This window comes from Tenacibaculum sp. E3R01 (genome assembly GCF_003318185.1).
Lineage (GTDB): Bacteria > Bacteroidota > Bacteroidia > Flavobacteriales > Flavobacteriaceae > Polaribacter > Polaribacter halocynthiae.
The window spans coordinates 78,196-94,003 of record NZ_QOCC01000029.1 but is presented as its reverse complement, the minus strand read 5'-3'; the positions used below and the strand labels follow the sequence as shown (position 1 = coordinate 94,003).

Sequence of the window (15,808 nt, the reverse complement as noted above, 5' to 3'; positions counted from 1 at the left end):
AGTTAGGTAAGGTAATTTTGTTAAGCTAAAGTTTGTTCCATGTATTCTTCTGTACAAGCAGTAATAGCCTCTTTCATTATTTCTATGGCTGCATCTACAATAGCTTTTGTAGTTACTAATGGTGGTACTAGTCTTAAAACATTATCATAATGTCCTCCTACTTCAAATAATAGTCCTCTTTCAAAACATTCTTTCCTATATTTCTTTACAAACTCAGGAAAAGGCACTTTACTTTCTTTATTTTTAACAAACTCAACACCTATCATCATTCCTCTACCTCTTACTTCTCCTATAAAAGGGTTATCTATTTTTAATAATTCTAACTTCCCCATTAAATAGCTCCCAATAGTTTTAGTATGCTCAGCGATGTCATACTTTTCTATAAAATCTAAAGCTCCAATTGCTGCTGAAATACTAACTTGATTTCCTCTAAAAGTACCAATATGAGCTCCTGGATTCCATGCTTCAACTTCTCTCTTATAAATTAAACCAGCTATAGGAAAGCCTATTCCTCCAAAGCCTTTAGAAAAAGTTATAATATCGGGCACCGCTTTGGTATTCATAAATTCTAAAAAAGATCCTGTTCTAAAAAAACCACACTGAATTTCATCGAAAATAACTAACACATCATTTTCATGTGCTATTCTTACTAACTCTTCTAAATAACCGTCTTCAGGGACAATATTCCCACCCTCTCCTTGAATAGGTTCTACAATAATAGCTGCTGGTTTAGATATTCCAGAATGACTATTTGTTAACATCTCTTCAAAAGCAACTAGTTCATTATTTTTATTTCCATCTTCATTTCTATAAGAATAATTATAAGGAGCAAAATGAACATTTGGCATCAGTGAAGAAATATGGTTTCTAAAACCAATATCAGAAGTAACAGCTAACGCCCCACATGTCATACCATGATACCCTCCTTTAAAAGAAATTATACCATCTCTTCCTGTTTTTATTTTAGCTAATTTTATAGCAGCTTCTACTGCATCTGATCCTGTTGGTCCTCCAAAACACACTTTATAGTCATCTCTAATTTCTTTCGGAAGGTTTTTTATTATTTTCTGAATCAAACTTATCTTATTCTCTGTTGGAAAATCAAGAGCGTGAATTAATTCTTCTTGCTGTTTTTTCACATATTCTAAAACAAAATCATTACAATGTCCTACATTTAAAACACCACAGCCAGCAAAGAAATCGATGAATTGATTTCCATCTAAATCTTCAACGATACTTCCTTTTGCTCTTTTTATAGCTATCGGCATATTTTTAGGGTATGATACGATACTTCCTTCTATCTGTTTTTGTAACTCTAATATTTTTTTTGATTTTTCTCCTGGTAAAGAAGATGAGATAATTTTAGATCTTTCAGATAAGTGATATTTCTTTAATATTTCCATAATAATAAGTTTGTTTATATTGTTTTAGTTATTTACATCTTTACTAAAAAAGTAAAGCATGAGTTTTACATAAGTTTTCTTTTGTTGAATAATGAAATTTTAGATTTATAGTAGATTAATTTTCATGCCTAGTCCCTATATTTATTCTAACAACTCACTAATTGTTGTTAGTTTCAGTTTAACTTCAATATCTTTGCAGGTAGTTGTTATATTACATTTATAATTATCTTCAACAGATATTGGTTTGTAGTACCATTTTTTAGTTCCAAGTGATATATAATTCTGACAGGTATCAATTGTATTTAATGGTAAATTCAAACCTCTTCCATCGGCTTTAGAAACCGCCTCTTTGATTGTCCAAATGTTATAAAAAGTTGTTATTGGTTCTCTCGACTGAGTAATTGAATTCTTTTCTCTTTTAGTTAATACTGATGAAAAATTGTTTAAATCAATTTTTCTTTCAATTTTTTCTATATCTACACCTATTGGTTCTTTATTTGGAGTAAATGCACAAACAACAAACTCACCTGAATGTGATATACTGAACGAAAAATCATCTTCTAAATAAGGCTTTTTATAAGTAGTATACTTTATATCTAGAAGTGTTTTATCAACTGAAAAAAAATTTAATGCCTTTTTTAATAATAACTTTCCTATTAAGCTTGACTGACGTCTTTCCCAAAATCGAAATTTATTAATTTCAGCGTGATATTTATTTGGTATTAATTGTAAGCATTCTAACCAAATTTTATCTTTCATTTGATCACCATTATGTACACAGAGTACATGTGCTTTATTATTCATAAGAAGTAAAATAATGTATACTAAAAGTTAGTTATTACATTAATAGTTATACGTTTTCAAGTTGATTCATATAACTTATAGGTAATGTTGCTATAAAATTTTGTCGTAATGAATCTATCCGTACAATAATTTTATTAGTACTATTTATTTTTAAAATTTCACACTCTAAACCATTTAAAGGACCATTAGTTATTTTTCTAACCTCTCCTATTTTTGGCAATTCTGTATTAACTTCAATTCCTGTAATGTTTTGATCACTTACTAATAATTTCATTTTTTCTATTTCATTTTCTGTAACTCTTGCGTACTCTTTACCAAAACGGATATAAGAGCATACACCATTAACTGACAATGCTTTATGGAATTCAGTAGGAGAATTTAAATTAACAAATAAGTAAGACGGAAGTAATGGCTTTAAAATTACTTTTTTCCTATCGCTCCATTGTTTAAGTGTTTTAATTTGTGGAAAAAAAGTATCTAAACAAATCTCTTTTAGAGACTCATATACCTTTTTTTCCCAACGAGATTTGACATATATTACATGCCAACCGCTAGTGTAGTTCATTATTTAAATTGATTATAGTTGTTTGTTTGTTTTTATGCAAGGCTTCGCCTTTCTCACTTACATGAGGTACTTTTTGTTTGTTTTATAAATGCAATAGTTTTTTGTAAATAGTTATTTATTTGTAGTAGGTAAAATTTAAATAACTATTAATTTATTATAGGTACAATTTTAGTATTTATTTCTTCAAAAAATATTCTTAATTGTTAAGAAATCATGAAAACAACAACTCATTACTCTAATACAAAACAGTAGTTTAACAAAAAAAACACGTTTTGTTTTTCTTATTCACCTAGTTTTTATCGATATGTTTTAGAGTTATTTATAGTTCCTAAAAGAAACCATTTAGAAGGAAATTTAAAAAAAGTTGTTTTTAATATAGTCAAACTCTCTTTAAAAATTAAACAAGTCTACTTCATAAAGTTCTTATTCTTTTTTGAAAAATTAAAACACGTTTTTCTTATAGTTTTTCTTTATTTTTTTACAGTTTAATTTTTAAGCATGGCTTCGCCTCTCTCAATTACATGAGGCATACTATTTTTAAAAAAATATTTGATAAAAAAGTTATTTATGTGTAGTAGATAAATTTAAATAACTATCGTTTTTTTACAGGTACAATTATACTAATTTTTAAATTAAAAATTATCTTCAAATATTAAAAAACTGTAAAAACAGGGTTAACATCCTACTAAAAAACATAAAACAACTAATTTGACAATTGCCTTGTAAGTACTATTAAATATGGATAAGTTAATAATTAGTAGATTTAACGTATTTTCATACTCCTTATAAACCAACAACTTAGCTGTTTGTTTATTATAAAACAGAATTATACTTTTTAAGCATAAATTTAACTAGTAAATAAAAAACAAAAGATATTTTAAAAAACTCTTTTTAATGATAATAATAAACATGTATTACTCCTATTAAAACTAACTTCTTTTTCTTTTACTATTTAGTAAAATAGAAATAAGTAGTAAAATCCATGGTAAACCATGAAGTAAAACATCAAACCAATCCATAAGTTTCATTGGGTTATCTCCTGAAAAAGCACCTCCACCCATAATCCAATTTATTTTCCCAACTATATGAGGTGGATTAAAAGGCGCTAAACCCAATGTTAAGCTAGTAATTAAAAATAATTTCCAATGTTGTCTAAGTTCTTTTTCCATATATTAAATAAACCAGTTCCAAACTACTCCAAAACGAATTGTAAAATCACGATAAGGATGCGAAGGAGCAGATAAGTAGTTCTTGTCAAGAAAAAATGAGCTTATGTTTTCTGCTTTAAAATATATTCGAGTTCTTCTAACCCTACCGTTAAAAAATAAATCAATAGTTGGATACCCAATATCAGTGGTGTTTTGCAACGTAAATTCTCCAAGTAATGGATTATATGCATTAGCTTTATATTTTGAAAAGTATTTAAAAGTAGCTCCTATTTGAACAAAAAGAGGGTTTCCTCTAAACCAGTTATCCGAAAAATACAATGTATTTCTACTTACCAATTCTGGTACTCTTAACACTTCACTTCCACTTGCTACTTTTTGATACATTAGGGTATTATCTAGCGAAAATTTACCTAATGAAAATTCTTTTGATACCTTTAATTTTAAATAATTAACAGTTCCTGAATGTTGCTTTGGAAGCCCTTGTTCATCAAAATAAGTATAATTATCTATATTGGTTAAATCAACAGAAGCATTTCCCCATTTACTTTTAATCTCTCCTCCTAAAATTCTAGTTCCAGTAGAAGCAAAATTATTTTCCCAATTAAACTTATTATAAATACTTTGATGCAGTAAGAAATTAAAATTAGGTAATTTATTATTAATCCTAAGTTTTGCTTTAATAGTAAATAAACTATCTTTTTTATAATATGCTTCGGCATATAAATTATTTCCAGCTAATCTTCCACTTCCAGGGGTTAAAGAACCTGTAGCATTTACATAAAAATTATTTATTTTTCCGTTCCAATCTGCTCCAAATGAAATAGCACTACCTTTTAATTTATTGTTTGCAATTCCAACTAAATTATTCTGCAAATATTTATACCCGTAATCATAATTAGTATAGCTTGTCTTAACTCTAAAACGTCCTAAGACATATTTAGAGTTAAAATCTAAAAACAATTCATTATTATAAAGTAAATAATCCGTTTGGTTGTTTAAAACCCCTACTGCTCTATCAGTGTCAAATATATCTGAAGGTGTAACTTGTTTAAATTCAAAATATTTAGAATCTCTAGTAAATTGGTGTCCTACTTTTAAATTAGAAAAATTTCTATTATTAAGTGAATCTTTTGAGGAGAGTAATTTAAATGTATGCTCGAAGAATAGTCTCTTCCCTTCAAGAACACTTTCTGTATCATTTAATTCAACATCTAATCTACCTCTACTACCGCTAAAATTAGGATTATCTGTTAAAAAATTCAATAACGATTCTGCTGTTAATCCTCCATTCTCTTGATTTGTAAAGTCTTGATTTACTGCATGTCCTCTTATAGCGTATTGCCCTTTTGGTGTTACGTAGTGAAAAGAAACTCTAAAATTCCCAGTACTAGCCAATGATCGCCTATAAGCACCTAATGACCGTATTCCTTTATAAGTTAATGCCACATTTAATCGTTTGGAAAAGTTTGCTGTAAACAACGTTTCTAAAACCTGCCCTTGTTCCAAACCACCTCTATACAAAATTTCAGTAGTTGGGGTAGGCACATGATAATATTTTACATCTTCAATATTTATATAATTAAATTGCTTTGCCCTAAAACCTATATCAGGAAATTGAGAAGTAGTATTAAAATCATATCCTAAATTATTAAAAGTCTGTCCTTGGTTATGAAATGCTAATAGTTCAAAATTATCTTTCCTTAAAAAATTAAATTTATAGTTTTTTTGTATCGTTAAAGTTGTATCAATAATAGTAGTATCCCTTTTATGTGAAATAATTTTATAATCTGTATACTTTGTTCTTCCACTTAACTCAACATCAATTTCACCTCCAGGTAATGAATCTCTATTTTGATTAACACCTCCTAATCCTCCAAAACCTCCATCTAATTCTCTAACCTGAGAAAAAACAAGTTGCACACTTATTACACAAAATAATACTAAGAAACTTTTTTTCATACCTACAAAAGTATAATAATAAAATGAGAAAAAATGTGAATGTTTTCTTTGAAAACTGTTAATTTGTAGTATGTTGAAACTAAATTATAGCGGATTTTCTTTAGAGGTTGGCACTGACGAAGCTGGAAGGGGTTGTTTATCTGGACCTGTAGTTGCTGCAGCGGTTATTTTACCCCCTAATTTTAACCATGATTTATTAAATGATTCTAAACAACTTTCAGAAAAAAAGCGCTATGAACTACGTCCTTATATTGAAAAAGAAGCTCTAGCTTTTGGAGTATCTTTTATTTATCAAGATGAAGTTGATGAGATTAATGTTTTACAAGCTTCTATTACTGGAATGCATCGCTCTATAGAGCAATTAAGCGTAGAACCAGAATTTATTATTGTTGACGGAAATAAGTTTAAACAATATAAAGAAATCCCTCATGAAACCATAATTAAAGGAGATGCTAAATATATGAGTATTGCTGCTGCCTCTGTTTTAGCTAAAACATATAGAGATGATTATATGGAAAAAATTCATCAAGAATTTCCACAATATAATTGGAAAAAAAATAAAGGTTATCCAACAAAAGAGCACCGTAATGCTATTCGTGAATTTGGAGCAACAATACATCATAGAAAATCATTTAAGTTATTACCTGAGCAATTAAAACTTAAATTATAGCCTATTTTGATTTTGCTCCTACAAAATGATCAGACTTTAACTTAAATAACACATTAAAAGTTGTTAAACTACCGTAAATTCGAGTAATATATTGTTGTAAATCTACTTTATCTTGATCTGCTAAAGTTTTACTAGCATTTATTTTTTGCTCCATTACTCTAATCCGATCACGAACCATTACCACTTTATGAAAAAAAGTATCAATAGCTATTTCTTTTGAACTTAAGTTAGTATCGGCTGGCTGTATAATTAAATTACCTCCTTTAAATTTATCAGCTATAGGTACTATCTCAGTAACATCACTCCATTGCTTTAAAATTTTTCTTAAAGAACTTTCAACTTCATAAAAACTTACAGAATCTACTTCCTGATTTACAGCTTCAATAATATCAAAATCATCATTTAAAGCTATTGTTTCTAAACCATTTTCTTGAAAAGTAACCCAATAATGCTTACTATCTACATTAGTAACTACACCAAAACCATATTCTGAGTGATTAATTCTTGATCCTATTCCTAATAATTTCATATTCTATTATTTTTAACGGTACTAAAATACTTATTTTTGTCTTTCAATTTTTTAGAAAATGATTAAAAGAACACGTGCAGAAATTAATAAATGTATTATTCATAAAGTTGCTAATAAATACAATAGTGGCCAGAATGCTTTATCAGAAAGTCTAGTACGTTTTGACGAAGAAAGTTATGAATTATTAATGCCTTTTTTATTAAAAAATTTTGGTACTGTTACTCAAAGCTATCGCTTTAGTCATCATGCTGACGTTCGTTTAAACGAAATTAATAAATACACTTCTGATATTTTTGAAGATGACAGTAATGAAGTTTTTATTGAAAATTCAAAAAATATTGTTAACCACCTATATGAACAATCTAACTCTGCCAATATAAAAACCGGAGACGTTATTGTTGCTTACTTTGAAGGAATTGAGTATAAAGATGTGTTAACAGAAGCTGTTGGTATTTTTAAAATTGAAAGTAAGGTTGACTTTTTTCAAACATATTTAGATGATGAAAGCTTTGATGTAGTTGTACAAAAAGGTATTTCAACAAAAAAATTAGATAAAGGTTGTTTAATTTTAAATTCTTCTGATACAGAAGGAACTGTTGTTTTATCTATTGACAATAATAATTACGATGCTCAATATTGGATAAAAAATTTTTTAAGTGTAAAGTTTGCAGATGATAGAAACCTACATACTCAAAATTATCTAGAAATGTGTAAAGACTTTTCTGAAGAAATTATAAAACCTGAATTAGGAAAGCAAGAACAAAGTTCATTTTTAGCAAATACTGTTGACTATTTTAAGGAACATGAAAGTGTAGATTATCATGGCTTTAAAGATGAAGTTTTTGAAGATGATAAACACAAAGACATGTTCGAAGATTACAAGAAACATTTTGAAAAATTGAACGATGTTTTAATTAGAAATAATTTTGAAGTATCAGACCCTGTTTTAAAAAAGGAAAAAAGTAAATTTAAAACTGAAATTAAACTAGATACAAATATCCAAATTAAAATTGATGTTGATGCTCCTGATGCCTCTACCGAATATTTAGAACAAGGATATGATGAGGATAAAAAAATGAAGTTTTACAAAGTATACTATAACGCTGAAAAATAACCCATTATAAATAATAAAACAAAAAAGAGAAATTAATTAATTTCTCTTTTTTGTTTTATTATTTTATTCTTTCTCAGCCATTTTCTTTACATAATCTGTAATGATTACAATTTGAGTAGGCCCTACTTTTCCTTCAATATACTTTGCATTTTCATGATCTAAAGAAATTCTACGAACAGCAGTACCTTGTTTTGCTACCATGCTTGATCCTTTCACCTTTAAATCTTTTATCAGTACAACACTATCTCCAGCTTCTAAAATAGCTCCATTAACATCACGATGTATTATTTTTTCACTTTCATCTAAATGCTCTCCAGTAGATTGAGCAAAACGTAATTCTTCATCTTCTAAATACATCATATCTAATAAGTCTTGTGGCCATCCTTGACTTTTTAAACGATGTAACATTCTCCATGCTACCACTTTTACAGCCCTGAACTCACTCCACATGCTATCATTTAAACAACGCCAATGATTTGCTTCTGTAATTTCTGGTTCTTCAATTTGCCCTATACAAGTACCACAAGCTAGTAAACTACCATCTACACCTCCTGTTGAAATTGGTGGCACTTCATATATTTTTAAATCATTTTTTTCAGCACATAACTCACATTGATTTCCACTTCTTTCTTGTAATTCCTGTAGTAAACTCATTTCTTATAAATTAAAGAAACAAATGTACATTTTTAAATGAATTTATCTATTTTTAAATCATGATATTGAGTACAGAAAGACTAACATTAAAAATGGTTGAAGCAAACGATGCTCCCTTTTATTTTGAGCTATTTAATGACCCTGATTTTATTAAAAACATCAATGATAAAAACTTAAAATCAGTAGAAGAAACTCATACTTTTTTACAACAAAAAATGATTCCAAACTTATGTAAAGATGGACTAGGATTTTTTACTGTTTACGAAAATGAAAGAAATATTCCAATTGGAGTATCAAGCTTGCTAAGTAGAGAAAAAACTGATTATTATGATGTAGGCTATGCTTTTCTGCCTATAGGAAGAGGAAAAGGCTATGCTTTTGAAGCTACTGAATGTATTATGAAATACACTAAAGAAGTTTTAAAACAAGATAAAATAATAGCTTTTACTATGCCTCAAAACCAAGCATCAAAAAGATTATTAACAAAACTCGGATTTAACTATATTGGATTAAAAGAAATTCATGAAGGTAATAAGGATAGCCTCTTTGAATACATTTTTTAACTTTTGACTCCTAAAATTTAACTTTTGTTTTTTTTAAAAACTAAATCAAATTAACTAGTTTCGCGCCATAATTACCAAGCCTTTTTTTAATCAAACCAAACTAAAATGAGATTATTTAAAAAAAGAGCTACATATTCTTCTAAAAAGAAGCGTGAGAAGTTTTTACTTTTTCCATTATTTTATAGAGGATCTGTTTATTGGTTAGAAAACGTTCTTATTAAAAAAAACTTTAACGGAATGTCTTACCAAATTACCGATGTTATAAGAATAAAGAATATGTAAGCTTACAAAAAAAAGTTTTCCCCTTATTTTTGTTTTACTTTTCTCTTTATATTTAATAATAAGATATTATTTGCTTTTTAATCTAAGTATAAATCTATTAAACCTTCTGGTGTAGTAACTTCAACAATTTTATTATCTCTATCTATTTTTTTGATAAAATCATCTATCATAGGGATAAAAACTTCATTTCCATCTCTATCTATCTCAAATAGAGGTTGAGCTGAAGTATCATTAATACTTTGTATTTCACCTACCTCACCAAAATTAGTATCTATAACAGTAAAACCAATTACTTCATGATAATAAAATTTATTTCCGGTAAGCTTAGGCAATAAGTTTAATGGTAAATAAATACCTGCACGCATAATAGCATCTGCGTCTTGCTCAGTATTTACATCTTCAAACTTAACACGAAACATGGTGCTTTTACTTAAAGATGATTTTTCAATAAAAAATGGAATCAAGTTATTGCCTAAATCGACAAAAACTGATTCCAAATTTCTATAAAGCTCAGGCTCATCAGTATCTAACTTAATAACTACCTCGCCCTTAAAACTATGTTTTTTAACGATTTTGCCAAGATAAAAGCATTCTTCTTTTTGCATCATCGCTCTATAGTTTTTATTCTTCGCTATCTGCTCCGCTTTCCGCTACAGCATCCTCACTATCAACAGCAGGTGTGTTAGCAGCGATACGCGCTTCATTAACAGCTTTTTCAGCTTCTAATGCTTTTGCTTTAGCATCAGCTTGAGCTTTAGCTAAACCATCAACTTTACCAGCTACTTTACCAGCTTTTTCATCTAACCAAGCAGTAAATTTTGCTTCAGCTTGCTCTTCAGTTAAAGCTCCTTTTTTTACTCCACCAGCTAAATGGTTTTTCAATAAAGCTCCTTTGTAAGATAAAATTGTTCTAGCAGTATCAGTTGGCTGTGCTCCATTTTGTAACCATTGTACAGTTCCATCAACATCTAAATCGATGGTAGCAGGGTTAGTGTTTGGATTGTAAGTTCCTAATTTCTCTAAGAAACGTCCATCTCTTTTAGCTCTTGAATCTGCAGCTACTACCCAGTAAAATGGTTTTCCTTTTTTACCGTGTCTTTGTAATCTAATTTTTACAGGCATAATTTTAATTTGTAAGGTACACGTACCTTGATTATTAATTAAGTGCGCAAATTTATAAAATATTTCTCATATACAACTATAAAAACACACCTATTTAAAATAAAAAAAAGAGCCTGAAAAACAAGCTCTTAAGAAAATAAAATCAGTGTGAAAATTATATCACTCTAACGCTAACTGCGTTTAATCCTTTTTTTCCTTCTTTTAGTTCAAACTCAACTGTATCACCTTCTCTAATCTCATCGATTAATCCTGATACGTGTACAAAGTGCTCTGTGTTTGATCCTGTTTCTGTAATAAATCCAAAACCTTTAGATTCATTGAAGAACTTTACTGTTCCTTGTTTCATTGTAAAAAATATTATATTAAAGCACAAATATACTTTTATTAACTGATAATTTATCGATTTTTTTCTATTTATTTAAAACTTAACATCTTGATAACACACTAACTAACATAGGTTTCAGCTATCTAAAAAACAGTATTCTTTCTATAAAATTAATCGTTAATAACTTCTAGAGAAAACATTCTAAATTCTTTGTATTTTTACACATTGTTTTTTGAAATTCTTCAATAAGAAAACTATACCGATGTACTTAATTTTTGATACTGAAACTACTGGATTACCAAAAAGTTGGAATGCTCCAATTACTGATACTGATAATTGGCCTAGATGTATTCAAATTGCATGGCAATTGCATGATGAAATGGGTAATTTAATTGAGCATAATGATTTTCTTATAAAACCTGATGGATTTAACATTCCTTATGATGCTGAACGTATTCATGGTATTTCAACTGATTTAGCTATAGAACAAGGGATCTCTTTAGATGAAGGGTTACAATTATTTAATGAAGCTTTAGGAAAAACAAAATTTGTTGTTGGTCAAAATGTAGGTTTTGATGTAAACATCATGGGGTGTGAGTTCCATCGTTTGGGTGTTGAAAACAACTTAACAAAATTACCTGTTTTAGATACCTGTACAGAACACACCGCAACACTTTGTCAAATACCTGGAGGACGTGGAGGTAAATTTAAATTACCAACACTTACCGAACTACATAAACATTTATTTGGTAGCGGGTTTGGAGAAGCCCACAATGCTACTGCCGATGTAGAAGCCACCACAAGATGTTTTTTAGAACTTATTCGTTTACGTCAATATACTGAAGAAAAGCTTGATGTACCTTCTGATTACTTTAAACGTTTTTCGGAAGTAAACCCAATGCCAATTAAAGTAATAGGGTTAAAGCATTTAAACCTTAAAAGAGAAAGTGAAAAAATACGCAAGCAAAATTCTTCTCAAGAAGAAGCTAGCGATACTATTTCAACTTCTGAAGGATTAGCAACTTTAAAGGATGTTCAGTTTGCTCATTTACACAATCATACTCAATACTCGGTTCTTCAATCTACCATACAAATTGGAAACATTATAAAAGCAGCTGCAAAAGACAACATGTCTGCAATTGCAATGACTGATACTGGTAATATGATGGCTGCCTTTCATTTTGTTCAAGCGGTATTAAATCATAATAAATCAATAGAAGCTGCGAATAAAGAAGCTATTGAAAAAGGAGAAGAACCAAACGGACAAATTATAAAACCAATTATAGGTTGTGAATTTAATGTTTGTACCGATCACACCAATAAAAGCCAGAAAGATAATGGACATCAAGTTGTACTATTAGCTAAAAACAAAAACGGATATCATAACCTAGCGAAAATGTCTTCTATCGCTTTTGTTGATGGCTTTTACTATATTCCTAGAATTGATAGAGAGGTTATAAAAAAATACAAAGAAGATGTTATTGTTTTAACAGGAAATCTTTATGGAGAAGTTCCTAGTAAAATATTAAATGTTGGAGAGGCTCAAGCTGAAGAAGCCTTACTTTGGTGGAAAGAACAATTTGGCGAGAATTTATACATCGAGTTAATGCGTCATGGGCAAGAAGATGAAAAAGTAGTTAACAAAACACTCTTAGAATTTTCCAAGAAGCATGATGTAAAAATCGTTGCCACAAACAACACTTTTTATTTAGGAAAAGAAGATGCCAATGCACATGATATTTTATTATGTGTTAAAGATGGAGAAAAACAAGCAACACCAAAAGGAAGAGGAAGAGGATATCGTTATGGTTTACCTAATGACGAGTATTACTTTAAATCTTCGGAAGAAATGAAAACCTTGTTTGCTGATCTTCCAGAGGCTATCATAAATATTCAAGAAATTGTAGATAAAGTTGAACCATTTACCTTAGCTCGTGATGTATTATTACCTGCCTTTGATATTCCTGAGGAGTTTAGAGATGAAAAAGATAATGATGATGGAGGAAAACGTGGTGAAAATAATTTTTTACGCCATTTAACATATGAAGGTGCAAAAAAGCGATACGGAGAAATTACTGAAAGTATTCGTGAGCGTTTAGATTTTGAACTTGAAGTTATTGAAAAAACCGGGTATCCTGGATATTTCTTAATTGTAGAAGATTTTATTCGAGAGGCAAGAAACATGGATGTTTCTGTTGGTCCTGGACGTGGTTCAGCCGCTGGTAGTGTAGTAGCTTTTTGTTTATGGATAACCAATATAGATCCAATTAAGTATGATTTACTTTTTGAGCGTTTCTTAAATCCTGAACGTGTATCAATGCCCGATATTGATATTGATTTTGATGACGAAGGAAGAAGTCGAGTAATGGATTATGTAATTGATAAATACGGAGCAAATCAAGTAGCCCAAATTATCACTTATGGTACCATGGCTGCCAAATCATCTATTAGAGATACGGCCAGAGTTTTAGATTTACCATTATTTGAAGCTGATCGAATTGCCAAATTAATTCCTGGAATGAAGTTAAAAAAAATCTTTTCTTTAGATGAGAAAGGATTAAAAGAAAAACTTCGTTCAGAAGAAATTGAATTAGTTAACGAATTAAAACGCTTATCTAATGGTTCTGATTTAATGGCAGAAACCATTAATAAAGCACGAATTTTAGAAGGTTCAGTTCGTAATACTGGTATACATGCCTGTGGTGTTATTATTACTCCTGATGATATTACAAAGTTTGTACCTGTAGCTCTTGCTAAGGATTCAGACATGTATGTTACTCAATTTGACAACTCGGTAGTTGAGAGTGCTGGACTTCTAAAAATGGATTTCTTAGGGTTAAAAACATTAACCCTTATTAAAGATACTGTTAAGATTGTTAAAGCTAGACATGATGTAGATTTAGACCCTGAAAATTTCCCTATTGACGACATAAAAACATACGAATTGTTCCAGCGTGGAGAGACTATTGGTATTTTTCAGTATGAATCTGCAGGAATGCAAAAATATATGCGAGAACTGAAACCAACAGTTTTTGCCGATTTAATTGCCATGAATGCCTTATATAGGCCTGGACCTTTAGAATATATTCCTTCGTTTATTAGAAGAAAGCATGGAGATGAAGAAATAGAATATGACCTTCCTGTTATGGAAGAGTACTTAGCTGAGACATATGGAATTACTGTTTATCAAGAGCAAGTAATGCTTTTATCTCAAAAACTAGCAGATTTTACAAAAGGTGAAGCTGATGTACTTCGTAAAGCCATGGGTAAAAAACAAATTGCTGTTTTAGCTAAAATGAAACCAAAATTTGTTGAACAGGCAAAAACTAACGGACATGATGAAGAGAAGTTAGAGAAAATTTGGAAAGACTGGGAAGCCTTTGCCTCGTATGCATTTAACAAATCTCACTCTACATGTTATGCTTGGATTGCCTACCAAACTGCATATTTAAAAGCCCATTACCCTGCTGAATATATGGCTGCAGTACTTTCTAATAATATGAATGATATAAAATCTGTATCATTTTTCATGGAAGAATGTAAACGCATGGGATTAGAGGTTTTAGGTCCAGATATTAATGAATCTTTTTCTAAGTTCTCTGTAAATAAAGAAGGGGCTGTTCGTTTTGGAATGGCTGCAATTAAAGGAGTTGGTGCTAATGCTGTACGAGCTATTATTGATGAACGTAGAGAAAATGGAAATTTCAATTCTATTTTCGATGCTTCTAAACGTGTAGATTTACGTGTAGCCAACAAAAAAGCTTTTGAAGGGTTAATTTTAGCAGGCGGTTTTGATTCTTTTGCTAATACACATAGAGCACAATACTTTGTTGAAGACGAAAAAAATCAAACTTTTTTAGAAAAAGCACTTCGTTTTGGTAATAAATATCAAGAAAACAAAAATTCTTCGCAAGTTTCATTATTTGGGGAAGCCTCTGCTGTAGAACTACCCGAACCTATTATTCCTGAATGCGAAACATGGGGTACAATGGAATTACTAGCCAAAGAAAAAGAAGTAATTGGAATGTATATTTCTGCTCACCCTTTAGATGATTTTAAAAATGAGTTAAAATTTTGTAATGCTTCTCTTTCACATTTTAAAGATATTGCTAAATATGAAGGTTTGGCTTTAACTTTTGCAGGAATTGTTACCGATGTTCAACATCGAGTATCTAAAGCTGGTAAAGGATGGGCTTCTTACATTGTTGAAGACTATAATGACAGCTTTGAATTTAGAGTTTTTGGTGAAGAATACTTGAAATTTAAACATTTTTTGGTTCCAAATTCATTCTTATTTGTCAAAACCATGATTAAACCTGGTTGGACAAATAAAGAAGGAGTAAAAGGGGATCCTAGAGTTTCTTTTACAGATTTTAATTTACTTCATGACATTATGGATAAAATGTGTAAAAAAATCACCATTACAATGCCTTTAGATAAGGTAAAAGAAGATATTATTAAAGATTTACAACATTTATTTGCCACTAATAAAGGATCACAAGGGTTAAACTTTACCATATGGGATGCTGACGAAAAAATAGAGTTAAATTTACCTAGTAGAACAACAAAAATTAAAATTTCTAATGAGTTTCTAAAAGCTTTAGATGAGCAATTTATTAACTATAAGTTGAATTAATAAATTGCTCTTT

At 29.6% G+C, this 15,808-nt stretch carries 15 protein-coding genes; 5 read left to right on the top strand and 10 right to left on the bottom strand.

The window, feature by feature from the left end; translation table 11 throughout:
* Window positions 1-20 precede the first annotated feature (20 nt).
* The 5 genes from DS884_RS17410 to DS884_RS17390 form a co-directional block, all read right to left on the bottom strand.
* Complete coding sequence (locus DS884_RS17410) at window positions 21-1,403, bottom strand: aspartate aminotransferase family protein (protein ID WP_113787664.1); 1,383 nt, start codon at window positions 1,401-1,403, stop codon at window positions 21-23.
* A gap of 141 nt (window positions 1,404-1,544) precedes the next feature.
* Entirely contained in the window at window positions 1,545-2,162 is a 618-nt protein-coding gene (locus tag DS884_RS17405; protein ID WP_158530876.1) for a 4'-phosphopantetheinyl transferase family protein, read from the bottom strand.
* A gap of 91 nt (window positions 2,163-2,253) precedes the next feature.
* Entirely contained in the window at window positions 2,254-2,772 is a 519-nt protein-coding gene (locus tag DS884_RS17400; protein ID WP_093869981.1) for a UpxY family transcription antiterminator, read from the bottom strand.
* Between the two features lie 929 nt (window positions 2,773-3,701).
* Window positions 3,702-3,941 carry a hypothetical protein gene (locus DS884_RS17395; RefSeq protein WP_113787662.1) on the bottom strand — a complete coding sequence of 80 codons (240 nt, stop codon included), beginning with the start codon at window positions 3,939-3,941 and terminating at the stop codon, window positions 3,702-3,704.
* Between the two features lie 3 nt (window positions 3,942-3,944).
* The gene (locus DS884_RS17390) at window positions 3,945-5,900 is read right to left on the bottom strand and encodes a putative porin (protein WP_113787661.1); all 1,956 of its coding nucleotides are present in this window, start codon (window positions 5,898-5,900) and stop codon (window positions 3,945-3,947) included.
* 70 nt (window positions 5,901-5,970) lie between these two features.
* Here DS884_RS17390 and DS884_RS17385 point away from each other — a divergent pair, with 70 nt between their 5' ends.
* Window positions 5,971-6,570: a ribonuclease HII gene (locus DS884_RS17385; RefSeq protein ID WP_113787660.1), complete on the top strand. Its 600-nt coding sequence runs from the start codon at window positions 5,971-5,973 to the stop codon at window positions 6,568-6,570.
* Between the two features lies 1 nt (window position 6,571).
* Here the strand turns inward: DS884_RS17385 and DS884_RS17380 are convergent, their stop codons facing one another.
* Window positions 6,572-7,099: a hypothetical protein gene (locus DS884_RS17380; protein ID WP_113787659.1), complete on the bottom strand. Its 528-nt coding sequence runs from the start codon at window positions 7,097-7,099 to the stop codon at window positions 6,572-6,574.
* 58 nt (window positions 7,100-7,157) lie between these two features.
* Here DS884_RS17380 and DS884_RS17375 point away from each other — a divergent pair, with 58 nt between their 5' ends.
* Window positions 7,158-8,213: a nucleoid-associated protein gene (locus DS884_RS17375; RefSeq protein WP_113787658.1), complete on the top strand. Its 1,056-nt coding sequence runs from the start codon at window positions 7,158-7,160 to the stop codon at window positions 8,211-8,213.
* Between the two features lie 63 nt (window positions 8,214-8,276).
* Here the strand turns inward: DS884_RS17375 and DS884_RS17370 are convergent, their stop codons facing one another.
* Complete coding sequence (locus tag DS884_RS17370) at window positions 8,277-8,867, bottom strand: PhnA domain-containing protein (protein ID WP_113787657.1); 591 nt, start codon at window positions 8,865-8,867, stop codon at window positions 8,277-8,279.
* Between the two features lie 65 nt (window positions 8,868-8,932).
* On the opposite strand from DS884_RS17370, the gene DS884_RS17365 reads away from it, so the two are divergent.
* On the top strand, window positions 8,933-9,430 hold the full coding sequence (locus DS884_RS17365) for a GNAT family N-acetyltransferase (RefSeq protein WP_158530875.1): 498 nt from the start codon (window positions 8,933-8,935) through the stop codon (window positions 9,428-9,430).
* Window positions 9,431-9,535: 105 nt separating this feature from the next.
* A complete protein-coding gene (locus DS884_RS18540; RefSeq protein ID WP_158530874.1) occupies window positions 9,536-9,712 on the top strand; it encodes a hypothetical protein in 177 nt (58 codons plus the stop codon).
* A 77-nt stretch (window positions 9,713-9,789) separates the two neighbouring features.
* Here the strand turns inward: DS884_RS18540 and rimM are convergent, their stop codons facing one another.
* The 3 genes from rimM to DS884_RS17350 form a co-directional block, all read right to left on the bottom strand.
* A complete protein-coding gene (rimM, locus tag DS884_RS17360; RefSeq protein WP_113787655.1) occupies window positions 9,790-10,317 on the bottom strand; it encodes a ribosome maturation factor RimM in 528 nt (175 codons plus the stop codon).
* A gap of 16 nt (window positions 10,318-10,333) precedes the next feature.
* Complete coding sequence (locus tag DS884_RS17355) at window positions 10,334-10,834, bottom strand: 30S ribosomal protein S16 (protein WP_093869970.1); 501 nt, start codon at window positions 10,832-10,834, stop codon at window positions 10,334-10,336.
* Between the two features lie 154 nt (window positions 10,835-10,988).
* A complete protein-coding gene (locus tag DS884_RS17350; RefSeq protein ID WP_093869969.1) occupies window positions 10,989-11,180 on the bottom strand; it encodes a cold-shock protein in 192 nt (63 codons plus the stop codon).
* Between the two features lie 241 nt (window positions 11,181-11,421).
* Here DS884_RS17350 and dnaE point away from each other — a divergent pair, with 241 nt between their 5' ends.
* Complete coding sequence (gene dnaE, locus DS884_RS17345; RefSeq protein WP_113787654.1) at window positions 11,422-15,795, top strand: DNA polymerase III subunit alpha; 4,374 nt, start codon at window positions 11,422-11,424, stop codon at window positions 15,793-15,795.
* The last annotated feature ends 13 nt before the right edge of the window (window positions 15,796-15,808 follow it).